Annotated in this window: 18 protein-coding genes and 1 tRNA gene; 7 read left to right on the top strand and 12 right to left on the bottom strand. The window is 65.9% G+C overall.

What is annotated here, in order from left to right; all coding sequences use genetic code 11:
* Window positions 1-64: 64 nt before the first annotated feature.
* The 6 genes from AC3WSN_RS10920 to AC3WSN_RS10895 all read right to left on the bottom strand — a co-directional run bounded on the left by AC3WSN_RS10920 (window position 65) and on the right by AC3WSN_RS10895 (window position 5,758).
* Entirely contained in the window at window positions 65-409 is a 345-nt protein-coding gene (locus AC3WSN_RS10920; protein WP_492537939.1) for an HVO_A0114 family putative DNA-binding protein, read from the bottom strand.
* Window positions 406-693, bottom strand: a complete 288-nt coding sequence (locus AC3WSN_RS10915) for a toxin-antitoxin system TumE family protein (protein WP_492537937.1) — start codon at window positions 691-693, stop codon at window positions 406-408. Before AC3WSN_RS10915 ends, AC3WSN_RS10920 begins: the two co-directional genes overlap by 4 nt.
* Window positions 694-798: 105 nt before the next feature.
* Window positions 799-1,803: an SMP-30/gluconolactonase/LRE family protein gene (locus AC3WSN_RS10910; RefSeq protein WP_492537935.1), complete on the bottom strand. Its 1,005-nt coding sequence runs from the start codon at window positions 1,801-1,803 to the stop codon at window positions 799-801.
* Window positions 1,804-1,854: 51 nt separating this feature from the next.
* Complete coding sequence (gene araD, locus AC3WSN_RS10905; protein ID WP_492537934.1) at window positions 1,855-3,582, bottom strand: L-arabinonate dehydratase; 1,728 nt, start codon at window positions 3,580-3,582, stop codon at window positions 1,855-1,857.
* Between the two features lie 16 nt (window positions 3,583-3,598).
* A complete protein-coding gene (locus AC3WSN_RS10900) occupies window positions 3,599-4,957 on the bottom strand; it encodes an MFS transporter (protein WP_192710562.1) in 1,359 nt (452 codons plus the stop codon).
* Between the two features lie 81 nt (window positions 4,958-5,038).
* Entirely contained in the window at window positions 5,039-5,758 is a 720-nt protein-coding gene (locus AC3WSN_RS10895) for a ribonuclease activity regulator RraA (RefSeq protein WP_192710602.1), read from the bottom strand.
* A gap of 191 nt (window positions 5,759-5,949) precedes the next feature.
* Between AC3WSN_RS10895 and AC3WSN_RS10890 the strand changes: the two genes are divergently transcribed.
* From AC3WSN_RS10890 to AC3WSN_RS10865, 6 genes are all read left to right on the top strand, one after another.
* Complete coding sequence (locus tag AC3WSN_RS10890) at window positions 5,950-6,645, top strand: GntR family transcriptional regulator (protein WP_492537931.1); 696 nt, start codon at window positions 5,950-5,952, stop codon at window positions 6,643-6,645.
* Between the two features lie 122 nt (window positions 6,646-6,767).
* On the top strand, window positions 6,768-8,438 hold the full coding sequence (locus AC3WSN_RS10885) for a thiamine pyrophosphate-binding protein (RefSeq protein WP_492537930.1): 1,671 nt from the start codon (window positions 6,768-6,770) through the stop codon (window positions 8,436-8,438).
* Window positions 8,439-8,499: 61 nt separating this feature from the next.
* Window positions 8,500-10,077 (top strand): aldehyde dehydrogenase (NADP(+)), encoded by a 1,578-nt coding sequence (locus tag AC3WSN_RS10880; protein ID WP_492537928.1) that lies wholly within the window; start codon window positions 8,500-8,502, stop codon window positions 10,075-10,077.
* Between the two features lie 108 nt (window positions 10,078-10,185).
* Window positions 10,186-10,260: transfer RNA gene (locus tag AC3WSN_RS10875), tRNA-Gln, on the top strand.
* A gap of 321 nt (window positions 10,261-10,581) precedes the next feature.
* A complete protein-coding gene (locus AC3WSN_RS10870; RefSeq protein ID WP_492537926.1) occupies window positions 10,582-11,055 on the top strand; it encodes a hypothetical protein in 474 nt (157 codons plus the stop codon).
* Between the two features lie 66 nt (window positions 11,056-11,121).
* Window positions 11,122-12,792: a site-specific integrase gene (locus tag AC3WSN_RS10865; RefSeq protein ID WP_492537924.1), complete on the top strand. Its 1,671-nt coding sequence runs from the start codon at window positions 11,122-11,124 to the stop codon at window positions 12,790-12,792.
* A 230-nt stretch (window positions 12,793-13,022) separates the two neighbouring features.
* Here the strand turns inward: AC3WSN_RS10865 and AC3WSN_RS10860 are convergent, their stop codons facing one another.
* The 4 genes from AC3WSN_RS10860 to AC3WSN_RS10845 all read right to left on the bottom strand — a co-directional run bounded on the left by AC3WSN_RS10860 (window position 13,023) and on the right by AC3WSN_RS10845 (window position 18,265).
* Entirely contained in the window at window positions 13,023-13,850 is an 828-nt protein-coding gene (locus AC3WSN_RS10860) for a DUF4344 domain-containing metallopeptidase (RefSeq protein WP_492537922.1), read from the bottom strand.
* 1,597 nt (window positions 13,851-15,447) lie between these two features.
* The gene (locus AC3WSN_RS10855; RefSeq protein WP_492537920.1) at window positions 15,448-15,852 is read right to left on the bottom strand and encodes a GCG_CRPN prefix-to-repeats domain-containing protein; all 405 of its coding nucleotides are present in this window, start codon (window positions 15,850-15,852) and stop codon (window positions 15,448-15,450) included.
* 757 nt (window positions 15,853-16,609) lie between these two features.
* Window positions 16,610-17,035 carry a hypothetical protein gene (locus AC3WSN_RS10850; protein WP_492537919.1) on the bottom strand — a complete coding sequence of 142 codons (426 nt, stop codon included), beginning with the start codon at window positions 17,033-17,035 and terminating at the stop codon, window positions 16,610-16,612.
* A 424-nt stretch (window positions 17,036-17,459) separates the two neighbouring features.
* Window positions 17,460-18,265, bottom strand: a protein-coding gene (locus AC3WSN_RS10845) for an IS5 family transposase (protein WP_492543068.1) whose coding sequence is annotated in 2 segments (ribosomal slippage) — window positions 17,460-17,935 and window positions 17,935-18,265 — 807 coding nt in all. Because the reading frame shifts where the segments join, the coding sequence is not laid out codon by codon here.
* Window positions 18,266-20,051: 1,786 nt separating this feature from the next.
* Here AC3WSN_RS10845 and AC3WSN_RS10840 point away from each other — a divergent pair.
* Complete coding sequence (locus AC3WSN_RS10840; protein ID WP_492537917.1) at window positions 20,052-20,606, top strand: DUF2268 domain-containing putative Zn-dependent protease; 555 nt, start codon at window positions 20,052-20,054, stop codon at window positions 20,604-20,606.
* Between the two features lie 193 nt (window positions 20,607-20,799).
* Here the strand turns inward: AC3WSN_RS10840 and AC3WSN_RS10835 are convergent, their stop codons facing one another.
* Together AC3WSN_RS10835 and AC3WSN_RS10830 are read right to left on the bottom strand one after the other, a co-directional pair.
* Window positions 20,800-21,261 carry a GNAT family N-acetyltransferase gene (locus tag AC3WSN_RS10835; RefSeq protein ID WP_492537915.1) on the bottom strand — a complete coding sequence of 154 codons (462 nt, stop codon included), beginning with the start codon at window positions 21,259-21,261 and terminating at the stop codon, window positions 20,800-20,802.
* A 216-nt stretch (window positions 21,262-21,477) separates the two neighbouring features.
* Window positions 21,478-21,798 carry a hypothetical protein gene (locus AC3WSN_RS10830; RefSeq protein ID WP_492537913.1) on the bottom strand — a complete coding sequence of 107 codons (321 nt, stop codon included), beginning with the start codon at window positions 21,796-21,798 and terminating at the stop codon, window positions 21,478-21,480.
* Window positions 21,799-22,218 lie beyond the last annotated feature (420 nt).

The raw sequence follows: 22,218 nt of genomic DNA, 5'->3' as shown, positions 1-22,218 counted from the left end.
GCGGGGGCTCACGCCCCCGTCACCGCGAGCGGAGCCGGGGAGGGCGCCCTGTCCTGAAGTTTCGTCAGGCCGCCTTCCCGACTGTGAAGTCGACGTGCACCGCATCGTAAGGAAACACGATTCGCTCGTCGTCCGTGCGGTTGAGAATGCCGGCGCTCAGGAGCGCGTGCACGTCGGAATGCGTGTTCTTCACGTCCCTGTCCAGCAGTCGCGCCACGGCACGCAGCGACATCGGCTCCTGGCCGGCTAGGGCCTTGATCAGCGCCCAGCGGCGGGGTGTCAGCACGGTCCACAACCCCTCGACGGTGGGGAAGGAGATGAAGGCACCCTGCTTCTCGCCCCGGAAGGCTGCCAGAGCACGGGCGCCGGCTTCCTCGATGGAAGAGACGCCAATCGTCACGGTCCTCATGGCCGCCTCCAAGGTTCGACATCGGCCCAGAAATCCGCCAGCAGGGCCTCCGGACTGGTGAAGCGGTAGGGAACCTCCTCCCGACCGATATGCTTGTGGTCGCCCTTCCCGGCTTCGTTGTCGTAGTGGAGCACGCAGACACCATCGACGACGAGGGCGAGCCGGTTCTTGAAGCTGTGTCCGCTCTCGCGGACCGGCTTCGGCACACTCCAGACCACCAACTCGACGAACGACCGCTCAGGGATGATCGCGATGCGCTCCCTGAGCAGCAGCTCGGCCTTCATGACCGCGAGAATGCCCCCTCTGCCGCATGTTGGCAAGCGCACCAACACACGGTAGAGCAGCCACCATCAGCCGTCCGACGCATGGCCGGGTCCGCACCCTCGATTTCAGCAGGTCCCCGCGCCCCGCGTGTTGACGTACAGCGCGTAGACCGAATGCGTGGACGTCATCAGCAGCAGGTTGCGGTTGACGCCGCCGAAGCACAGGTTGGCGCAGCGCTCCGGCAGGCGGATCCGTCCGATCAGCTTGGCCTGCGGTGAGAGCACGATGACGCCGTCCTCGGCCTCGCTCATCCCCCAGCCGCACCACAGATTGCCATCGACATCGACGCGGAACCCGTCCGGCGTGCCGGTTCCGGCATCGTAGAACACCCGCCCGTTCGCGGTTTTGGTGCCGCTCTCGACCACGTCGTAGACGCGGATCAGGCGGTTCGGCTTCGCCCGCGCCTCGATGACGTAGAGCTTGGACTCGTCCGGCGAGAAGCAGAGCCCGTTCGGACCCGCAACGCCCTCGACCACGACGCTGGCCTGCCCCGTCCTGGGATCGATCCGGTAGACGTTGCCGGGAAGCTCCGGTGCGGCCATCGACTCGTGCGGGTTCGGCCCGAAGGCCGGATCGGTGAACCAGACCGCGCCGTCGGAATGGCAGACGACGTCGTTCGGCGAGTTCAGCGGCTTGCCGTCGAATCGGTCGAGCAGCGTTGTGAGGCTGCCGTCGTGCTCGGTCCGGGTCACGCTGCGAGTCTTGTGCTGGCAGGTGATCAGCCGGCCCTGCCGGTCTCGGGTGTTGCCGTTGGCGTAGTTCGACGGCTTGCGGAACACCGAGAGCGTGCCGGAGGCCTCCTCCCACTTCATGATCCGGTCGTTGACCACGTCGCTGAACAGCAGCGATCCCATGTCGCCGAACCAGACCGGCCCCTCGGCCCAGCGAAATCCGATGGCGACCCGCTCCACCGTCGCCGAGGCGAGGCGGTACTTGGCGAAGGCCGGATCGAGAATCTCGACGGCCGGGTCGGGCACCCGCTGCGACGGCTCCCAGCCGGCTCCGGCCGCCCGCGCGGCGCCGAGCAGGGCCGCTCCGGCGAGCAGCCCCCTGCGTGCGATCATCACCATGGTCCCTCCCTGTGATGTGGCCCGCCGCCTGTTGCCGACGGCTCGGGCCGGTCAGTGAATCTCGGGTTCCGGGATCCCCCCGGCGCCCTCCAGAAAGTCGAAATCGCAGCCCTCGTTGGCCTGCCGCACGTGCTGGGCGAACAGCCGGTTGTAGCCCCGCAAATAGGCCCGGTCCGGCGGCACGAAGGCCTTCACGCGCGCCGCGATCTCGGCATCGTCGAGGTGCAGGTGAATCCGGCGCCCGGGCACGTCCACCGTGATCAGGTCGCCATTGCGCACCGCCGCGAGCGGGCCGCCCGCAGCCGATTCCGGCGCCACGTGCAGGATGCAGGCGCCATAGCTGGTCCCGCTCATCCGGGCGTCCGAGATGCGGACCATGTCGCGCACGCCCTGCCGGAGCAGGACCTTGGGGATCGGCAGCATGCCCCATTCCGGCATACCGGGGCCGCCGATCGGGCCGGCATTGCGCAGGATCATGACGTGGTCGGGAGTGACGTCGAGATCGAGGTCGTTCACCGCAGCGTTCATCGCGTCGTAGCTGTCGAAGACCAGCGCGGGCCCGGTATGGTTCAGGAAACGCGGGTCGGCGGCCGGCGGCTTGATCACGCAGCCGTCCGGGGCGAGGTTGCCGTACAGGATCGCGGTCCCGCCCATGGAGACGATGGGCCGGTCAAGCGGGCGGATCACGTCGTCGTTGAACACCTTCATACCGGCGAGCCCGTCGCCGATCGTGCCGCCGGTGACCGAGCGCGCATCGAGGTGGAGCAGGGGGGACAGGCGCACCATCAAGGCGCGGATGCCGCCTGCGATGTGGAAATCCTCCATCAGCCACTGCCCCGAGGGCCGAAGGTTGGCGATCACCGGCACCTTCTGGGCGAACTCGTCGAACTCGGTGAGCTTGACCGGGATACCGGCGCGCCCCGCCATGGCCACCAGGTGGATCATCGCGTTGGTGGAGCCGGCGAGCGCGTTGTGGACCACCAGGGCGTTGTCGATCGAGCGACGGTCCAGGATGTCGGAGGGCTTCAGGTCCTCCCAGATCATCTCGACGATCCGCCGGCCGCAGGCGCCGGCCATGCGGGGGTGGTCGGCGTCCCCCGCCGGGATCGAGGCCGAGCCGGGCAGGGACAGTCCCAAGGCCTCGGTGATCGACGTCATGGTCGAGGCTGTGCCCATGGTCATGCAGGTGCCGGCGGAGCGGGCGATGCCCGCCTCCATGTCGTTCCATTCCTGCGTGGTGATGTTCCCGGCCTCCTTCTCGGCCCAGTACTTCCAGACGTCGGAGCCGGAGCCCAGGATTGTGCCGCCGAAATGCCCGCGCATCATCGGTCCGGCCGGGAGGAAGATCATCGGCAGGTTCATGGAGATCCCGCCCATGACGGTGCCGGGCGTGGTCTTGTCGCAGCCGCCCATCAGCACCGCGCCGTCGACGGGATGCTGACGCAGCAGCTCCTCCACCTCCATGGCCAGGAGGTTGCGGTAGAGCATCGTGGTCGGCTTGACGAAGTTCTCCGACAGCGAGAGCGCCGGCAATTCGATCGGGAAGCCGCCCGCCTGCCAGACGCCGCGCTTCACGTGCTCCACGCGCTCGCGGAAATGCAGGTGGCAGGGGTTGATGTCGCTCCAGGTGTTGATGATGCCGACGATCGGCTTGCCGGTGAAATCCGCGCGCTCGTAGCCCATCTGCAGCATGCGAGAGCGGTGGCCGAAGCTGCGCAGGTCGGTGGCGCCGAACCAGCGCTGGCTGCGCAGGTCGCCCAGGGTCTTGCGTGCGGTCATCGCGCTGTCTCCGATCTCACGGGTTCGGGCGCCCGGGCTGGCCTGCGCCTTCCGCGTCGAACCGCCGATCCGCCGACATCCTGCCCGGCCGGACCGCGACCCATGTGATGGCTCCGGACGCGACGGCACAAGCCGCCAGGAAGTAAAGTCCGGCCTCGTAAGTGCCGGTGTAATCCTTGAGCCAGCCCAGCACATAGGGACCGACGAACCCGCCGAGATTGCCGATCGCGTTGATCAGGGCGATCCCGCCGGCCGCCGCCGGCCCCGACAGGAATTCCCCCGGCATCGCCCAGAAGGCGGGCTTGCTCCCGTAGAGCCCGATCGTCGCCACCGACATCGCCGTGAGCGCCCAGAGGCTGCCCAGCATCGGACCGGAGGCGATGAGGCCCAGGGCGGCGACCAGCGCGGCGATCACGAAGTGCCAGCGCCGCTCGTCGCGCCGGTCCGACGACCAGCTCCAGGCGATCATGCCGACGGTCCCCACGACGTAGGGCACCGCCGTGGCCACGCCGGTCTCCCAGTCGGTGAGATGCAGGCTCTTCAGGATCGGCGGCAGGAAGAAGGTGATGCCGTAGGTGGCGGTGCCGATGTTGAAGTAGATCGCGCCGAGCGCGAGCACTCGCCGGTCGGTGAGGACCTGCCGGAGCGTGAAATGCCCGTGGGTCCGGAGCGTCCCCGCGCGCTCCGCCGCCAGCGTCTCCGCCAGCCAGGCACGGTCCTCCGCATTCAGCCAGGTCGCCTGGGCCGGCCGGTCCGTCATCAGCGCCAGAACCGCAAAGGCCAGCAGGATCGAGGGCACCGCCTCGAGGATGAACAGCCACTGCCAGCCGTGCAGCCCCCATGTTCCGTCGAGCTGCAGGATCGCCCCCGAGATCACCGCGGTGAGGGCGTTCGAGCCCGGCACGGCCAGGAACAGGGCGGCCACCACCCGAGCCCGGTACCGCTGCGGAAACCAGTAGGTGAAGTAGAGGATCATGCCGGGGAAGAAGCCGGCTTCGGCGACGCCGAGCAGGAAGCGCAGGGTGAGGAAGCTCACCGGGCCGGTGATGAAGGCCATGCTGCCCGCGACCAGTCCCCAGGTGACCATGATCCGGGCGATCCAGAGCCGCGCCCCGGCCCGCTCCAGGAGGACGTTGCTCGGCACCTCGAAGATGACGTAGCCGAGAAAGAAGATGCCGGCCGCCCAGCCGTAGACCGTGGCGGAGAACCCGAATTCCCGGTTCAGGCCGAACGAGGCGAAGCCGACATTGGTCCGGTCCATGTAGGCGACGAAGTAGATCAGGACGATCAGCGGCAGGAGACGCCACGATACCTTGGCGATCGTGCGCCGCTCGATCTCCGGTACTGCCGTAACCGTGGGAATGCCCGCCGTCATGGCGCCCTCCGAGCCGAAACCGTGACGTCACGGCCCGGCACCGATTGGCGACCGCACCCGGAGCGGGCGGAAGCGGCCCGCTCAGCGTCCGGTCCGCTGCCGCCAGGCGGCGAAGTCGGTCAGGCTCTGTTCGTCGGTCGCAGGATAGAGGCCGAGGATTGTGCGGCCCTTGCGTACCTCCTCGGTCACGAAATCCTCGTAGGCGGTCATGTCGACGGCCTCGTCGGCGATCGCGTCGGCGAGGTGAGCCGGGATCACCGCCACACCGTCGCCGTCGCCCACGATCACGTCGCCGGGGAAGACGGGGGCATCGCCGCAGCCGATCGGCACGTTGATGTCGATGGCCTGATGGATGGTGAGGTTGGTCGGCGCCGAAGGCCGTACGTGGTAGCTCGGCATGGCGAGCTGGGCGATCTCGTCAGCATCGCGGAAGCCGCCATCGGTGACGAGCCCCGCGCAACCCCGCACCATCAGCCGCGTGGCCAGGATCGAACCGGCGGAGGCCGCCCGCGCATCCTTCCGGCTGTCGATCACCATCACGGCGCCGGGCGGGCACTCCTCCACGGCCTTGCGCTGCGGGTGGGCGCGGTCCCGAAACACCGTGATCGGGTTCAGGTCCTCGCGGGCCGGAATGTAGCGCAGGGTGAAGGCCTCGCCGACCATCGTGCCGCCGCCGGGCTTCAGCGGCCGCACCTCCTGGATCATCTGGTTCCGGAAGCCCCGCTTGAAGAGGGCGGTCATCAGGGTCGCCGTGCTGACGGTCTTCAGCTTGGCGCGCGTCTCAGGGGACAACCCAGCCATCCGCTCCTCCTCCCGGGCCTCGGTCTCGGCGCCCGCCGACGGTGACAATCACGCGTCGCTTGCACCGGCCTTGGCTCCCGTCCGCGCTGCGCACGAACTGATATCCCAGATCTTGAGTAACACGGCGCGCCGCGCCATTGTCAACCGGCGCAGGTCGCGGCGGACACGGCCTGACATCGACGGGGAAGCCCTTGGCCGGATTGGGATTTGCGGGCGACGGGAGCCCGGCCGAGGCGCAGAGGCCGCGCTCGCTGGCCGAGACCGCCTACGACGCCATCGAGCAGATGATCATCAGCCGCCGCCTGACCCCGGGCGCGATGGTCTCTGAGGGCGAGCTCGGCGCGGAACTGGCGCTCGGGCGCACCCCCGTCCGCGAGGCGCTGGCGCGTCTGAAATCGATCGGCTTCGTCGAGGTTCACCCGCGGCGCGGCGTGCTCGTCACACCGGTCGACATCCTCAAGCATCTCGAGCTTCTCGAGGTCCGGCGCCCCCTGGACGAGACCGTGGCGCGCTGCGTGATCGCGCGCGGCTCGGACGACGACATGGCGCGACTGCAAGCCTGCGTCGCCGCTTTGCTGGCGGCTGCCGAAGCGCGGGACCGCGAGATCTATTTCCGGACCAAGCGGTCCTTGCACGAGACCTTGGTCGGGGCGGCCTACAACACCACCCTCGCCAGCACCATGACGGCCCTCCACGCCCAGTCCCGGCGGTTCTGGTACACCCACGAGCCGACCGCCGGCTTCCTCGATTGCGCCGGCCTCCACGCCGCCATCGTCTCGGGCATCACGGCCCGCGATCCCGAGACGGCACTTGCCGGGATCGGCCGGCTGTTCGACTTTCTCGATCAAATGACCCGGCGCGCCCTCGACCGCAGGCCTCTCGTCTGACAGGCTGGAGCGTATCGGGATGCCGCAACCCGCACTGGGATATCAGATGTATCTCAGGAGGTGGCGGGCGGCATGACCTGCAAGAGGCTTCGGGCGCGGCCCGATCGCCAAGGAGGAACGGCTTGAGCGGATTGCCCTCACGCACCGGCGCGCAGGTGCTCGTCGACCAGCTGCTCGCGCAGGGCGTCGAGCGCGTGACCTGCGTTCCCGGCGAGAGCTACCTGGCGGTTCTGGACGCCCTGCGCGACAGCGGGATCGACGTCCTGGTCTGCCGGCAGGAGGGCGGCGCGGCGATCATGGCGGAGGCCGCCGGCAAGCTCACCGGCCGGCCCGGCATCTGCTTCGTCACGCGGGGGCCGGGCGCCACCAACGCCTCGGCGGGCGTCCATATCGCCCGCCAGGATTCGACGCCGATGATCCTGTTCGTCGGCCAGATCGCCCGGCGGATGCGGGACCGCGAGGCGTTTCAGGAGATCGACTACCGGCAGATGTTCGGCGGCGTCGCCAAGTGGGCCGTGGAGATCGACGACGCGGCGCGCATCCCGGAAATCCTGGCCCGGGCGTTCCGGGTTGCCCTCCAGGGCCGCCCGGGGCCGGTGGTGATCGCCCTGCCGGAGGACATGCTCGACGATGTCGTGGCCGCGACCGACGCGCCGCGCGTGGTCCCGACCGAGCCCGCCCCGTCCCCGGGCGACGCGCAGCGCCTGCGGACGATGCTGGCGGAGGCGCGACGGCCGGTGGCGCTCCTCGGTGGCTCGCGCTGGACCGCCGGGGCGGTGGCGGCGTTCGCGGCCTGGGCCGAGCGCCACGACATCCCGGTCGCGGTCTCGTTCCGGCGGGCGCAGCTGTTTCCCGCCGATCACCCCAACTTCGCGGGCGAGCTCGGCATCGGGCCCAACCCGTTCCTCCTGGCCCGGATCAAGGAGGCCGACCTGCTGCTGATGGTGGGCGGGCGCCTCTCCGAGATGCCCGCGCAATCCTACGGCCTGCTCGGGATCCCCGATCCCGGCCTGCCCCTGGTCCATGTCCATCCCGACGCGGCGGAGCTCGGCCGGGTCTACCAGCCCGCCCTCGCCATCGAGGCGACCCCGGACACCTTCTGCGCGGCGCTGCCGGACTTCGCGGCGACCGGTCAGGGGCGCGCCGCCGAGGCCCACGCCGCCTATCGCGCCTGGTCGGAGACGCCGGAACCGAAACCGGGCGCCTTCCAGTACGGGCAGGCGATCACGTGGCTGCGCGAGCGGCTGCCGCCGGACGCGGTGATCTGCAACGGCGCCGGCAACTTCGCGACCTGGGTCCACCGCTACTATCGGTTCCGCGCCTTCGGCACGCAGCTCGCGCCGACATCGGGCTCGATGGGCTACGGCCTGCCGGCCGCCGTTATGGCCAAGCGCAGCGCGCCCGAGCGGATCGTCGTGGCGCTGGCGGGCGACGGCGACGTGATGATGACCGTGCAGGAATTCGCCACCGCCGTTCAGTACGGCATCGCCGTCGTGGTGGTCGTCCTCGACAACGGCATGTACGGCACGATCCGGATGCACCAGGAGCGCGAGTATCCCGGCCGGGTCTCGGCGACGGAGCTGCGCAATCCCGACTTCGCGGCGCTGGCCCGCGCCTGCGGCGGTCACGGCGAGCGGGTCGAGCACACCGAGGCGTTCGCCCCCGCCTTCGAGCGCAGCCTCGCCTCCGGCCTGCCGGCGATGATCCACTGCCTCGTCGATCCCGAGGCGCTGACCCCGACCATGACCCTCGCGGCGATCCGCGAGAAGGCGTTCGCGGCGCAGCGGGGCTGACGGCCTCCGCCATGGCCGTCCCGGTGCGGCGCGGTCGCACCCTTATGAAGAGGAGCAGCTCATGACCGTGCGCGGCGAGAACCTGATCGGGACCGAGGCCCGGCGCGGCCGGGAGGCTGCGTTCCGGGCGGTGGCGGCGGCCACTGGCGAACCGATGGAGCCCGATTTCCCGGGGGCGAGCCTCGCCGACCTCGACCGGGCCTGCGCGCTGGCCGAGGCCGCCTTCGACGCCTATCGCGAGACCGATCCGGAAGCCCGGGCCGGCTTCCTCGAGGCGATCGCCGCGAACATCCTGGAGATCGGGGACGATCTCGTCACCCGCTGCATGGCCGAGACCGGGCTTCCCCGCCCGCGGATCGAGGGCGAGCGCGCCCGGACCGTCGGCCAGCTGCGCCTCTTCGCCAGCGTCGTGCGCGACGGCAGCTATGTCGCGGCGCGCATCGACCCGGCGCTGCCGGACCGCAAGCCGCTGCCGCGGCCGGACCTGCGCCTGCGCCGCATCGCGGTGGGGCCCGTGGCGGTGTTCGGGGCGTCGAACTTTCCGCTCGCCTTCTCGGTCGCGGGCGGCGACACCGCCTCGGCCCTGGCGGCCGGCTGCCCGGTGATCGTCAAGGCCCATCCGGCCCATCCCGGGACCTCGGAACTCGTCGGCCGGGCCGTCCAGAAGGCGGTCGCATCCTGCGGCCTGCCCGAGGGGACCTTCTCGCTCCTGTTCGATGCCGGTCAGTCCATCGGCCAGGCGCTGGTCGCCGATCCCCGGATCGCGGCCGTGGGGTTCACCGGCTCGCGCCGGGGCGGAACGGCCCTGATGGCGATCGCGGCCGGGCGCCCGACACCGATCCCGGTCTACGCCGAGATGAGCAGCATCAACCCGGTGCTGCTGTTCCCGGCCGCGCTGGACGAGCGCGGTGCGGCGATCGGCAAGGCCTTCGCGGCCTCGCTGACCCTGGGTGCCGGCCAGTTCTGCACCAATCCCGGCCTGATCCTGGCCCTGCCCGGGCCGGGCCTGGACGCGTTCCTCGACGCGGCCGCGGCGGCGCTCCGGGAGAGCCCGGCCGCGACCATGCTGACGCCGGGCATCCAGCGCGCCTACCGAGAGGGCGTCGCCCGGGTCGCGGGCCACAACGCCGTCACCCTACTGGCCGAGGGGCCGGAGGGTGCGGCGTCGCAGGGGCGGGCGACCCTGTTCGCCACCGACTCGGCCGCCTTCCTGGCGGATCCCGCGCTGCAAGAGGAGATGTTCGGGGCCTCCGCCCTCGTCGTCCGCTGCCCGGACTTCGTGGCGATGCGGGCGGTGCTGGAGCATCTCGAAGGCCAGCTGACGGCCTCGCTGCACCTCGCTGCCGCGGACCACGCGGCGGCGCGCGATCTGCTTCCGCTCCTGGAACGGCGGGTCGGCCGCATCCTGGTCGATGGGTTCGGGACCGGGGTCGAGGTGGCGCATGCCATGGTGCATGGCGGACCGTACCCGGCGACCTCGGACGGGCGCACGACCTCCGTGGGCAGCCTCGCGATCGACCGGTTCCTGCGGCCGGTGAGCTATCAGGACGTCCCGGACGCCCTGCTGCCAGCCGCGCTCCGCGCCGCCAACCCTCTCGGCCTGCCGCGGCGCATCGACGGCGCCCCCGAGCGCGCCTGAGCCCGTGTTCGGGCGAAGGATCTTCGGACGCGGGGCCGGAACGGCTCCGCGTCCGCGATCTGCGCTTGCCAGGTGCCCCACTGGCGTCTAGACAGCGACCGCCCACCTTGGGGCGTCGCCAAGTGGTAAGGCAGCGGTTTTTGGTACCGCCATTCCCAGGTTCGAATCCTGGCGCCCCAGCCAAGCTTCCGCTAAGTCGTTGATCTGATTGCATTCGGTTATCGGCCGCTCTCGCGGCTAGGCCGATTGTACGCAGAGCTGTTGCACGCGCTTGTCCACAGGGGCAGGCCGTTGACGATTTGTTCTAACGTGTACCGTCGCGGGGCGGTATACTGGTGGCGAAGGCGATTCCGTTGCGATGAGCGGACACGACCGCTTGGTGCTCCTGCAAAAGGGACCTCCACGACGGTCGCTCTGAGCCTGGGCACAACCGACCCAGCAAGTGCGCGCACACTCGGCTGGGCTCTCAACGCGGAGAGCCTCCGCGTACAGGGTCATCCCAACGTGGGCACCGCTAGCCAGATCCGCGAGCACCTCCGCGCTTACGTCGACCGCGAGCGAAGCGCGCGTTTCGCGCGCCTGCGCCGCGACCTCGATCCGCCAAATGCCCCGCTTGTAGGTGATTGGCCTGCGCTGATGGAGAGGCGCGAGCGGGAGTACCGCATCTTCGGACGCCTTCAGGCCCTGGCAGCCGAGGAAGGCTTCGAGGCCGGGTACGACAGCGAACTTGATGCCCGCTTGAAGCAGGAAGGCTTCAGCCTGACAGAACGTGGAGCAATTAAGCGGCGCGTCACGAACGGCTACCTGCGCGATCTCGGACGTCCAGATGAGACCGGCCGGTTCACGCCGCCCCGCGCCTACCTTGAGGCGATGCTGATCAGCATAGGCGAGCCGGTGACCGAAGCCGGTCTAGCTCGATGCCTGCGCGGCCTCGCGGCCATCTCCGGCCATGTCTCGCGCGCGTTCGCGACAACCTAAGCCGAGGCTCGCTGCGACCCGCGTGAGGCCTGGGCTAATCTTTCGGCGATGCGCGCCAAGGGTGAGATGCCACGCGACGAGCTGGGCTGGGCTAGGTCGGATTTCGATGGCGCGGACAGCTCCGAATGGGGCGACTTTGAAGTTCGGGTCCCAGCCATGTCTCAGCAGGCGGTGGGCGAACACGAGGATCCGGCTCCTTCTAAATCTGAGTCTGCCCGCCGTCCGGCATCTCAGCAGGGCGCTTCGCCGGGTCGGCAACATTCATCATCTGCGGCGGCAACTTCGTCGTACCCTTTTGAAACTGACGGCGCGCCGCCCGGCGAGGCCTCAGGACCATCTAGCTTGACGTCTGAACCCGAGGGGGAAGAGCTCGTCCAAGACGATACCGATCACACCGCAGACCTCGACCAGCGGGATTTAGACGATGCCAACGCGGAGCTGGCCTCCACCGCAGTCATGGAGTCTCTGACGGAGACGGTCGAGCAACTCATCACCCACAAAGGCGTCACCTGGGACGAGAAGACCCGACGACAGCACCGGGCCGTCGCCCAGATGCTGAGAGGCATCGCCGGCACTGATGACCTGCGGCAGATCAAGCACGCCCATCTTATCGCTTACGTCCAGAACCTGTCGAACCTACCTAAGTCCTACGGCAAAAGTTCACGCGATGCGGAGCTGTCGATCGCGGACCTCGTCGAGCGCGGGCGGAAGATGCGTGCTGCGGGACAGGCCGAGAAAGTCGGGCTAAGTCCCGCGACCGTCAACCGTCACATCACGCAGCTCTCGACGATCGCGAAGTACTGTCGGGCCAAGCAGTACCCAATCGGCCGTTTCGAACTCTTGAGCGATTTCCGTCTGACCGACCCGGAACGCGATGGCGAGAAGCGGCCAGCCTTTGAAATCGATGAGGTGAAGAGGCTCTTCACACACCCGGTCTGGATCTCGACGGCCACGGAGCCGGAAATGCTGCGGATTGCGCGGACGCAGCAGATCTTCGCGGCCGTCTACTGGCTGCCGCTTCTCGGCTACTACACCTGCGGGCTCCTGTCCGAGTTGGCTTATTTAGAGGTTGGCGACGTCGATGTGGAGCGGAGCACGCTCAAGATCCAGCCGACACGCAGGCGACGTCTCAAGAATGCGGTGTCGCGACGGACACTGCCGATCCACCCCGAACTCATCCGACTCGGCTTCTTAGATTTCGTGCATGCTAATTCTGGCAGACGGCAGGATCTGATCTTCTCGGAAATCGCACAGCTTGGAGAGAACACGCCTCTGTCGAACCTGTTCGACAAGCGATGGACCATCGTCTTGGACGAAGTCTTGCCCTCGGCGCGGGAGGAGGGAAAGACGTTCCATTCATTCAGGCATTTCGGCAACACAGAGATGATCCGGCAGTTGGTGCTTGATCCGATCCGCGAGTCGATGCTGGGCCATGAGGGCGCTACGGTGAACTCGCGCAACTACAAGAAGACACTCAAGCCCGAAGATTTGCGGACCGCAATCGCAGCCATACCCGAGGTCACACGGGATCTGCGAGCGTATGACTGGCCGCTTCTCGGAGTGGCGCTCCCAAATGGATTGTCGAAAGAGCGAGCATCGGAAGCGCGACAGGGAGTGCGACGTGCATCATCTCCGGCATCGCCTCGGCATTCCACGTGCAAGAATGACTCTGTCGTACCTGGACGGACTTCGTTGTCTGCCGGATCCCGTTCGCAGCCCGTCCAAAAACCGATCTGAATGACCTGAAGCTCAATGCTGCAAGGCCGCTTTAATGCTGATACTGCTCGAAGCAGACCTTCCGGAATGCGCCCATCTTGGTCATTTGAGGAGTTCCGGACGCTTCTCCAGAGCGGACATTCGGCGGACGCTCGCCTGAAAGCGCTTGTCGACCCTGTCACTTCGGCAGGTCCGGTCCCTCAACGAATCGGCACCTTTCGATCTCAAGGGCTCTGCGGCCGAGGACTTCTTCATTGGTAAGCCCAGCGGAAGCCCCGACGAATCCGTTCGCGTCCCATCAGACCCCCGCGCAAGTGGCGGTGGAACAGTCTACCCATGGCAAACACCGCGCCATCATACTCGGCCCCACACTCCGCTGCTCGCTCTTTCGGAAGGTCGCCGCGGCTGACGAGATAGCCGAAGGCGCGCTTGTCCGATCCGTAGGCAAGACACAGGAGGTTGTAGAGGCGTTGCCGGAATAGGCCGTGGCTGTCGGCGAGTTCCTCCTTCTCTGCTTTCTCCTCCGCGCCGTAGCTCGCGAACAGGAAGGCGCTGCCGTTGATGAAGTGTCGTGCTTGCGCGGGGTCCAGGCGCAGCAAAACCAAAGCGGCGAGCTGGTCAGCGGCGTCCTCCTCTCGGCCGAGGACGGGCACGTCGAGCAGGTGGAAGAGAGCGTGAGCGGTTTCGTGCAGGAATGCCTGGGCGATCGGGCCGACGATGGCCTCATGCCGGGTCACGCCGGATGGGGAGGTCTCCTCCGGAGCCCGGTCCTGCACGTCTTGGATGAACTCGTAACAGACTGTGACCGACCGACTTTCGGGCGCGTACCAGGCATTAACCCGGCCGTCGCAGTTGGCGAGGCGCAAGGTAAGGGGTTTGGGCAACCGAACGATGCTGCCGACATGGCGCAGGCCTTCCAGCAGGCGGCGTGCTCGCATCTCGCGATAGATCGTCTGCACCTCAGCCGTCTTCGGAGGTTGGTAGAGGACACGGATACGACTTTCGGCGGTCCTGGTCCATGCCGGCCCGACGCATAGGATGAGCGTCAGAGCCACGATCGGGGAAAGTTTCCGGATCATCGTCCGGCCTCCCATTTCAGGGGACTGGCAGCGCCCGAAGGGTGGCGCGCGTGCCGCCGACGCTCAGGTCATTGTCGACCTGACGCAGGTCCGGGCCGGGACGCCGATCTCCCCGCCTCCAATTCATTAACGGCTGGCCACGACCGCAATCGGCGTATGGCCGGCTCGAAGCCTGAACATCCCTCCCACGACTCACGACGAGCCGCTGATCAGCGTAGCGCCACTGATCGCGAAGCGTCGGCAGAAGCGAGACGGCGCGATCTACACCCGCGAAGCCGCTGGGTGCATCAGGGTAACCAGAATTCCCGGGCGCCCGCCATACCGACGACCGTATCAGTAGCGCCGCTCCATTCTTCGGGCGTGCCGATGCATCCTTCGTTCATGCCGATGCAACCGGCGCTCCATTCTTCGATCGTGACGAGCCATCCTCCGGACGTGGCGGCGCTCCATTCCTAGTGTTTGCGTCTTGATGACCAGCCTACCGGCCACATCAGACAGGTCCAGTGCGGAGTGAGTGTTGCTGAGTGGGGCAGCTTTCGCTGCATTTACGGGCCCGAATGTAAGCGCGGCAAAGAAAGAGAGCGCCACAAACTTCAGATGCGTCATGACTGTGCCTCCTCTACATGGCGCGGTCCTCGCAATCGCTGCCGCCGCTCATTATTGCAGCTTGTACGTCTGCTGCTTGATCATACGAGACTCGGTTTTAGGTCGCCGGGGCATCCAGGAAACCTTCAAGGCCTTCTGCTTGCCAGGAAGGCGGCCTGAACTCTCGCCGCTCACTTCGAAAGCCTCTTCTGATCGTCAGCGTCATCGCCGCTGCTGCATCGGTAGCTGGCTCCATGGGGTTCGTGAAAGGTTCTGGCAACCCTCTGGCCGGAGAACGCACATTTTCCCGTCCAGCAGATCGCGTGATCCTGCACGCGTTGCAAAGCCAGTGGAGTGCCGCGCTGAGAGGGCTCACGAGGCGCGTGATGCGTTCGTCTGTGCGATGACCCGGCTGGTCTGCATGCTTCTCGACGACGCCACCAAGTCACAGTTGGCCGGGATTGCCGGGGATTGATCCCGCCCTCTCAATGACATCCCGCGGGCCCGCCTCGTTCTGCTCTCGGCCGAGCGCCTGAGCGTGCGCTGCCGAGTCGGCGTCAGTCGGCCTGCGGTCTAGCGCCGGCAGCAGCGCTGCGGCGAAGAAGCCGTCGATAGCCTGCTGCGCGACAGGACCTGTCTGGCCAGCACGCCACCTCTCCAACGGTCGAGGCCGCCGTCACAGCGGGCAAGCGCGCCCACGTGGTCCTGGACAACTCTGGCAGCCACAAGCGTCCGCAGGTCGGTACCTGGCTCACCTGCTCCCGCGTCGGATCTTCCAATTCACGCCGGCCCCGACGCGTAACTCAGCACGGGTGAGGGCTGCTTCTCAGCCCTCACCCGTGGCTGTGGAAAGCGCGGTATCAGCACCGGCCTTGTCAATCTGCCGCCGGCCTTCAAACGCTACAGCGCCTCGCACAACCGAAGGCCCAGACCCTTCGTCCGGAGCAAACCCGTGCCGGCGATCTTCAAGGCCCTGGGCCAAGCCCCTGACGCGTCCGTCTGAGTTAGGGCACTAGCGGCGGCCGCGGCCACCATAGAAGCCTCGTCCGCCGCCATGGAAGCCTCGTGCGCCCCCGTGGAACCCTCGCCCACCGTAGAACCCTCGCCCACCGTAGAAGCCGCGACCGCCGTAGACCCGCCCGCCCCGGTAGCCGTACACGCCTCCGCGGCGATAACCATAGACGCCCCCGCCGCGGTAGCCGTACACGCCGCGACCGCCATAATAGCGTGGCGCCCCGTAATAGCCGCCATAGAAGTTCCGTCGGCAGCCGCCATAAGGGCCGCGGTGAAAGCCGATGCCGCAGCCTCCCGCCGCCTCGGCCATGCCGATGCCGATCTGGCCTGTCTTGAGCGTGCCCAAACTAAGCCAGGCCCCAAAGGCCAAGGCGGCAAGCGTCACAAATCTGAAGCGTCGCATTCCGTACCCTCCAGCGTGAGCCGGGGACGGCCAAGCGGGTGGTCGCGCCGGCGTTCCTCCCAGCGTTCGCGGCTCCTCGCGGGGCGCGACGCAGGCCAGTATTAGAGCACCAGTCCGACCGAGTGTCACCGCCGAAATTATGACGAGGGTGACATTCGGACTAGGTATCTATGAGGATCAAGTGACATGAAATTTATATTTGATCAAGCCGATCGAGAGGATCGGCTAGACCTGGTTGAAACGGAACAGCTGAGCATCGGCACAGGAGATCAATAAAAACTAATTCTCACGAATATCAAATGATGAGCAGTTATTATTGATTTGCGATAATCTATTATGTCTTTACATTCAAAATTAAATTTTTGCCAACGCTCGTACCGTCCTTCGGGATGCTTCGGAGATATGGCACAGGCTGAACCGAGCGCCCTCATCGCACAGGCCGGTCGAAGCCGCGCGCGTGCTCGAAGCGCCTCACAACACCGATCATCGTTTCGATGATGATGCGTGAGGGATCGCCCTAAAATCGCAGACGGGCACCTGCAGAGCCATGCCAGCCGATCGAATCGTCATCGGCGTATCCCGGAAGCGTCAATTCGACGGCCGTCAGGCAACTCCGGTTGAGTGGCGGTGAGCCGCCGTTGAGTTGCCACCCGCGATTCGACATTCAGCCTTGGTCATTCCCGCCCTACAGAATGTCCGGTCGGGCTCTTCGACGCGGGCAACGAAATCGGAGGTGCCGCACCTGAGTTCTCGCGCCTCATCGCGAGCAGCGCTGGTAGCCTACCCCTGTCGTGTCCTGATCATTGTAGTAGCGCTTCAGGACCGTACTTCCAGGCGCCATCAGAACCCTGACCTCGTTACCAGCCACGGCATTCGTGCAGTCGAGGAGAAGAAGTTGACGGTCCCCAGATGGCCGGACCGATTTGATCTGGCACGATGCCATCGGGGTTCTCAGGCGCTTGCCGGAGACGATGAATGCCGGCGCGAAAATATCGACCGGCTTCTTGAACGCCGTCGCCTTTCTGTCAGAGGCATAGACATCTGAGCAGTCGCGTCCCTCCAAGACCCAGGCGCCCTGGTAACCCGACAGACCAGCTTGAGCCGCCCACGCATCGGGCGCTTCGGCCAAAAGAGCGAGGCATAGCCCGAGCGCCGCAAATCCCGTGATACGCGCGGTTCTCATCGAGATCTTCTCCGGTAGTAATTCGGCCCCTTTGACTGCCCTGCAGGTCAGCTTGCTCGGGATGATGAGTTTGGCTTTTCCGGCTCGCTCAGGGAGTCGGGAGCCGAGCTATGCACGATGATTGGTTCTCGCGCCGCCACGCGCTCGGAGGGACGAGCTTGCCGCGGTCGAAAAGACGGGGATCGAGCCCGAGCTCGGCAAGGAGGACGTCCGGATCAGCGCCGAGTTCAAGAAGCGTGGCGTGAATGGCCGGCCAGACTCCAGGGCGGTGTAAGGCAATTGGGGGCGGCGTCCCGTCCGCTCCGGGATCCACCGGCCACCCTGAGTAGCTCGGCGATCCTGCCGTGACAGAAGAGGTCATGGCGCCCTTTCTGTTCAAGCGCCGAACCGACGCAAGCTACGCCATAACCTAGATTAAGAGCGCCTAACAGAACCGTTTGATCTGGTTGAGTGTGATGAGGCTGGCCGCGAGGCTGGTGAAGGCCGCGTAGATGTCGGCGCGTCGCTCGTAGCGGACCGGCAAGCGCTGGAAGCGATTGAACCAAGCGTGCGTGCGCTCCACCACCCATCGGTGCCGGCCCAGTCTCTCGCTGCTCTCGATGCTGCGGCGTGCGATGCGCGGTACAATCCCACGTGCCCGGCACTCGTGTCGGCGCGGTCGAGCGTCGTAGGCTTTGTCGGCGTGCAGTTTGTCCGGGCGGTGTCGCGGCCGGCCTCGCCGACCGTTGCGCACGGGTGGGATGGCATCGAGGGTCGGTGCCATCATCACGCTGTCGTGCCGGTTGGCCCCACTCAGGCAGACGCCGAGCGGCGTACCGCGCGCGTCGGTGACGAGGTGGCGCTTCGTGCCCGCCTTGCCCCGGTCCGTCGGGTTCGGGCCGGTGGCAGAGCCCCTTTTTTGGCCGGGACAGAGGCGCTGTCCAGGCTCGCTCGGCTCCAGTCGATCTGACCCGCCCCGTGCAGGCGCTCCAAGAGCACTTGATGCAGGCGCGCCCACACGCCGGCCGCCTGCCAGTCCCGTAAGCGGCGCCAGCAACTCATCCCGCAGCCGCAGCCGATCTCCGCTGGCAGCATCTCCCACGGAACGCCTGAGCGCAGCACGAACAGAATGCCGGTCAACGCAGCTCGGTTCTCGATCGGCCGACGGCCGCCTTTTGGACGTGGGCGGGGCGGCGGCAGAAGCGGCGCAATCTCGGTCCAGAGATCATCGGGCAGAAGCGGACGAGCCATCACCACCAACGCCCGCCCACGCAATCCGTGCCCGTTCCGTTAGGCGCTCTAAGGCTCACCGGTCGCTATCGCCGCACGGCAGGCTGGGCTCAAGCTCGCCCTCCTGCTCAAGAGGCAGGCTCTAACCCGCCCGGCATCGGGAATGTAGTTCTGACACAGGCTCATGGCGTCTGGTGTGCAGGCTTGTTGCTGTTCCGGTGTGCCCTGAAAAAACGATAGTCCAACGCAGGCGGTCATCAGCTTGATGTTCATGGCCCCTCACACACAGCGCTTCCTCGACAGCCCCCAGGATACCTCGCGGTACATCTTCCGGTACCCACTTCCGCGCTCGCCGCAATACACGCAGCGACCATCGTCGACGCGCGCGCCGCCGGAACCGGCGCAGAAGCCTTTCGAAGCTCAAGCAGGACACTGCCTTGTGAGTCGCCGAGACCCCAGAAGCTTTGAGCGGAAAGGCCGGGGGATTCTGAGGCATTCATCTGAGCCCCGCAGAAAGTCCGCTTCACTGCTTTGCCCGCTCCGAAGCGGACTGGCAGGTTTCGGCCAGCACCTGCCGCAGCCCACTGCCCGGACGAACGTCTCAAATGGGTGGTTTTCCGCCGGTCTGCTTTCGGGGAGTAATCGATAGAAGCGGACATCGCCTCCGTGCCCGCTCACGACCCTTCTGGGACCCTCGGAAGGTCCGCTCCGCGGCAGTTCGATCTGCGGCGATCTAAGACCGAATTGGGTGGTTTGCAGGCATTCATGGCCCTAACGTAGGCCATGCTCCGCGCCGCCTTCTTACCCAATTTCAAGGGGTCCAACACCCTCCTGGTCTGGGGGGATAACTCAGACATGGCACGTCTGCGTGATGGTCTGTCGGAACTCCGCCGGGATGATCGTCACATCTTTGAAATCGAGGGCGGTCAAGGTCTCAGTGCTTTGCAGGTGCGGGTAGGTCGGGGCGATTGGATGTCACGAATTTCAGGGTCGAAGACGCCCTTGAATGGGTTTGCTCGCCGGATGTCTTGGAGGATTGTCTCGGCCTGATCAAGCCCTTGCTCCCGTCAGCAACGGGTCACCAGTATGTGGATGCACAGGGCGGTCTCGCGGATCGCGCTATGATCGCTGTCAACGAGTATCCGGATGACTTCCGACGCTAGGTCCGCAAAGACTGGAGAGCAGATAACCTGGTGGATTTTCTGCTAAGATCAGGTGACGCCCGGTTGTTGGAAAGCGCGTACCTTTATTGCTTCCTGAGCCGGAATCTCCCGGTCTATTAAATCGGCTAAAACGGGCTGATGCGGGTCTATTCAGTGCCATATGCGCAGCGCTTGTATGTTGGCATATTATCATAATGGGTGATCCAAACTGGAAAGCCTCTCATTTCAAAATTAATTACTTGAATGATTGGCAGCCGATCTGGCGACAAACGCTGTATGCACCCGTTGTGCTTATACTAACGATTTGTTCAGTCGCTGGTTTTTCGAAAGCCCTTCGGCCATACCGGGCGCAACATCACTGGAGGACCGGAATCTCCAAAGTCCGCTGAGGGTGGATTTCAGCCGGTCCGGTTTCGGGCGACAGTGGCGTGAAGCGGACATCGCCGCCTCGCCTATCTTCAGCCTCGTCGGCGGAATTGTCCCGTCGTGCCAGCTAAGGCAGGATGAGGCTATGGGGCCCGACGAGGTAATAGATGACTTGGCGGCTACATTGGCTTGAGGCGTCCGGCGATCTGGAGCCTTGGCGTAGCACCATCGTCGAGGAGGTCGAGATAGCTCGAAAGGCTGTGGCGGGTGTACTGCCAATGTCGCCGCTCGACATCCTGGTGCAACGCTTGCCTGGCGCGGTGATCCCGGAGACGGGCACGACGGGACAGGCCATGCGCCCTGGCCTATTCTCCGTCACCATCGACCCCGACAATCCCAACTTCGCGCGCGCGCTGCGTGATGGAGATCTGCGCCGGACCGTAGCGCACGAGGCCCACCACTGCATGCGCATGGCCGGTCCCGGCTACGGCTGGACGCTGGGCGAGGCCCTCGTGAGCGAGGGCCTGGCGGGGCAGTTCGTCAGCCGCCTGTTCAACTCGCCGCCCGAGCCATGGGAATGCGCCGTGACCGACGAGGTGCTTGCGGCCAACCTGCCGGACAACGCGACGCTCGTGAGCAACGGGCACGACCACCGCGCATGGTTCTTCGGCGTCGGAGGACGGTATCCGTGCTGGCTCGGCTACACCCTCGGCTACCGGATCGTAGGCGACTGGCTGGAAGCGGGGGCGGACACCAGCGGCGACGCCTGGATCAACGTCCCCGCGCACGAAGTCATTAAGGCGGCCCGCGGACACACGCTGTCGAATCTCTGATCGCCAATCAGCAGGGGCCGCTTTCGACCCAGTCAAAGTTGCCAATGGCCGACGATGGTTGCTTCCGGTAAGCACCGACGACTGTCGCGACTACTGGCATAGGTCAAGAGCGGGAGGACCGCTCCAGGTGGTTTGCTGCACGTCCACCGCTAGAGGGCGGGCGCATCGAAGCTAACTTAGCCGCGAGCGCCGATCATGCCCCTTGGCGGACGATGGTCGTCCGCATTGGCACGCACTCATCAGTATGCTCCAGCATCCGTGGTCGATCACCCATGAGGAGGTCCCAGCCCGTTGCCGTGTAGAACCCTACGGCCTCCGCTGCGGAGTTGACGAACAGCGTGTGGACACCAAGCTTGCTCGCATATCCTTTGACCATCGTGTCTAGGATGCGGCCGTGCCCTTGTCCACGGATGGCAGCGTGGACGGCGGTAAGCCGCACGATACCCGTACCATCGCGCAGGTCATCGAGCCTCGTCGTACCGATCCCTCGTCCCTCGTACTTCAGCAGCAGGGGATGATGGTAGGAGAGCCGCTCCTCGGGACGGGCTTCGTCGTAGCCGTCGAGGCCGCGCTCCTGCCACAACACCGAGCGCCGTATGTCGTGGTAGTCCTGCCAGTCGGCCGCGTCGGTGACGCGAACGAAAATGTGTGCCATCCCGCCAGCCTAGCGCCTCGAAAACTGCTTTCCAGCCCGAGCCTAAGTTGACGGGCAGCGGATGAGTGTCCGCTTCTGGGAAGCGCCGATGTTCGTGCGAATGGCTGGCATGGATCGCAAGCCGAACGGCGGCTCGGGGTGGTTTTCTGCCGGTCCGCTTCCGGACGGCGGATGCATCGAAACGGACGTAGCCACTGGGATCGCGTCTGGCCCTAATCAGCCCTTGTCAGCGCGCTCGATGGCAACATCCAGTGTAGTCCAGTTGAACACTTCGATGCCCGTCTCGTCGTAGATCAGGTATCCGTGGACCGACCCTTCGGGCACCTCGATGGCTGTGACCCACCCCTCGCCCATGCGCTGCGATCTCGGCGTTAGGCTGGAGGCCAAATCGGCCAGTTCACGTTCAGTGAAAGGCTCGAGTGCGCGAGCACCTGCCTCGGCGGCTCCCGTCGTGGTGGCGAACACTTCGGTGAGGGTCTCGTAAGGGACAGGCGCTTTCCAGGGCGGGAAGACCGCCAACTTGACCGTGTAGCTCATGAGCCTACCAGTGCCACTGGAGGTCCTAACGCCGAGTTCCGCTGCCCCCGAACCAGACTTCCAGGGGATCGTGGAGCTCAAGATGCGCCTTTGCCATCAGTATGCTAGTTTCTCGTAAGTTATTCGTACCTGATGTGGGTCACGTAAAATGTCCGCGGCTACATCGACGCATATTCCACACATTGCCCTCGCGGTTTTGATCGTCGGGGGATTGTTCTGGGGTCTTCTGGAAAATCTGAGGCTTAGATCGAGAAGGAATGCCAAGCATTGCCCTGGGGGAGAGGCATTTGACGGCCGTTGTGTAGATATCGGCTACGCCAACCATACCACTCATGATACATGCTCTCACAACAGCGGAGGGTATGGTGGAGATAATTGCCACGTCGATTGACACGAGCGCGCGAGGGCATCGCCTCGTGC

This window comes from Methylobacterium sp. FW102-HT35C08, assembly GCF_058790235.1.
The sequence above is the reverse complement of the archived record's forward strand: the minus strand, read 5'-3'. Positions and strand labels throughout refer to the sequence as shown.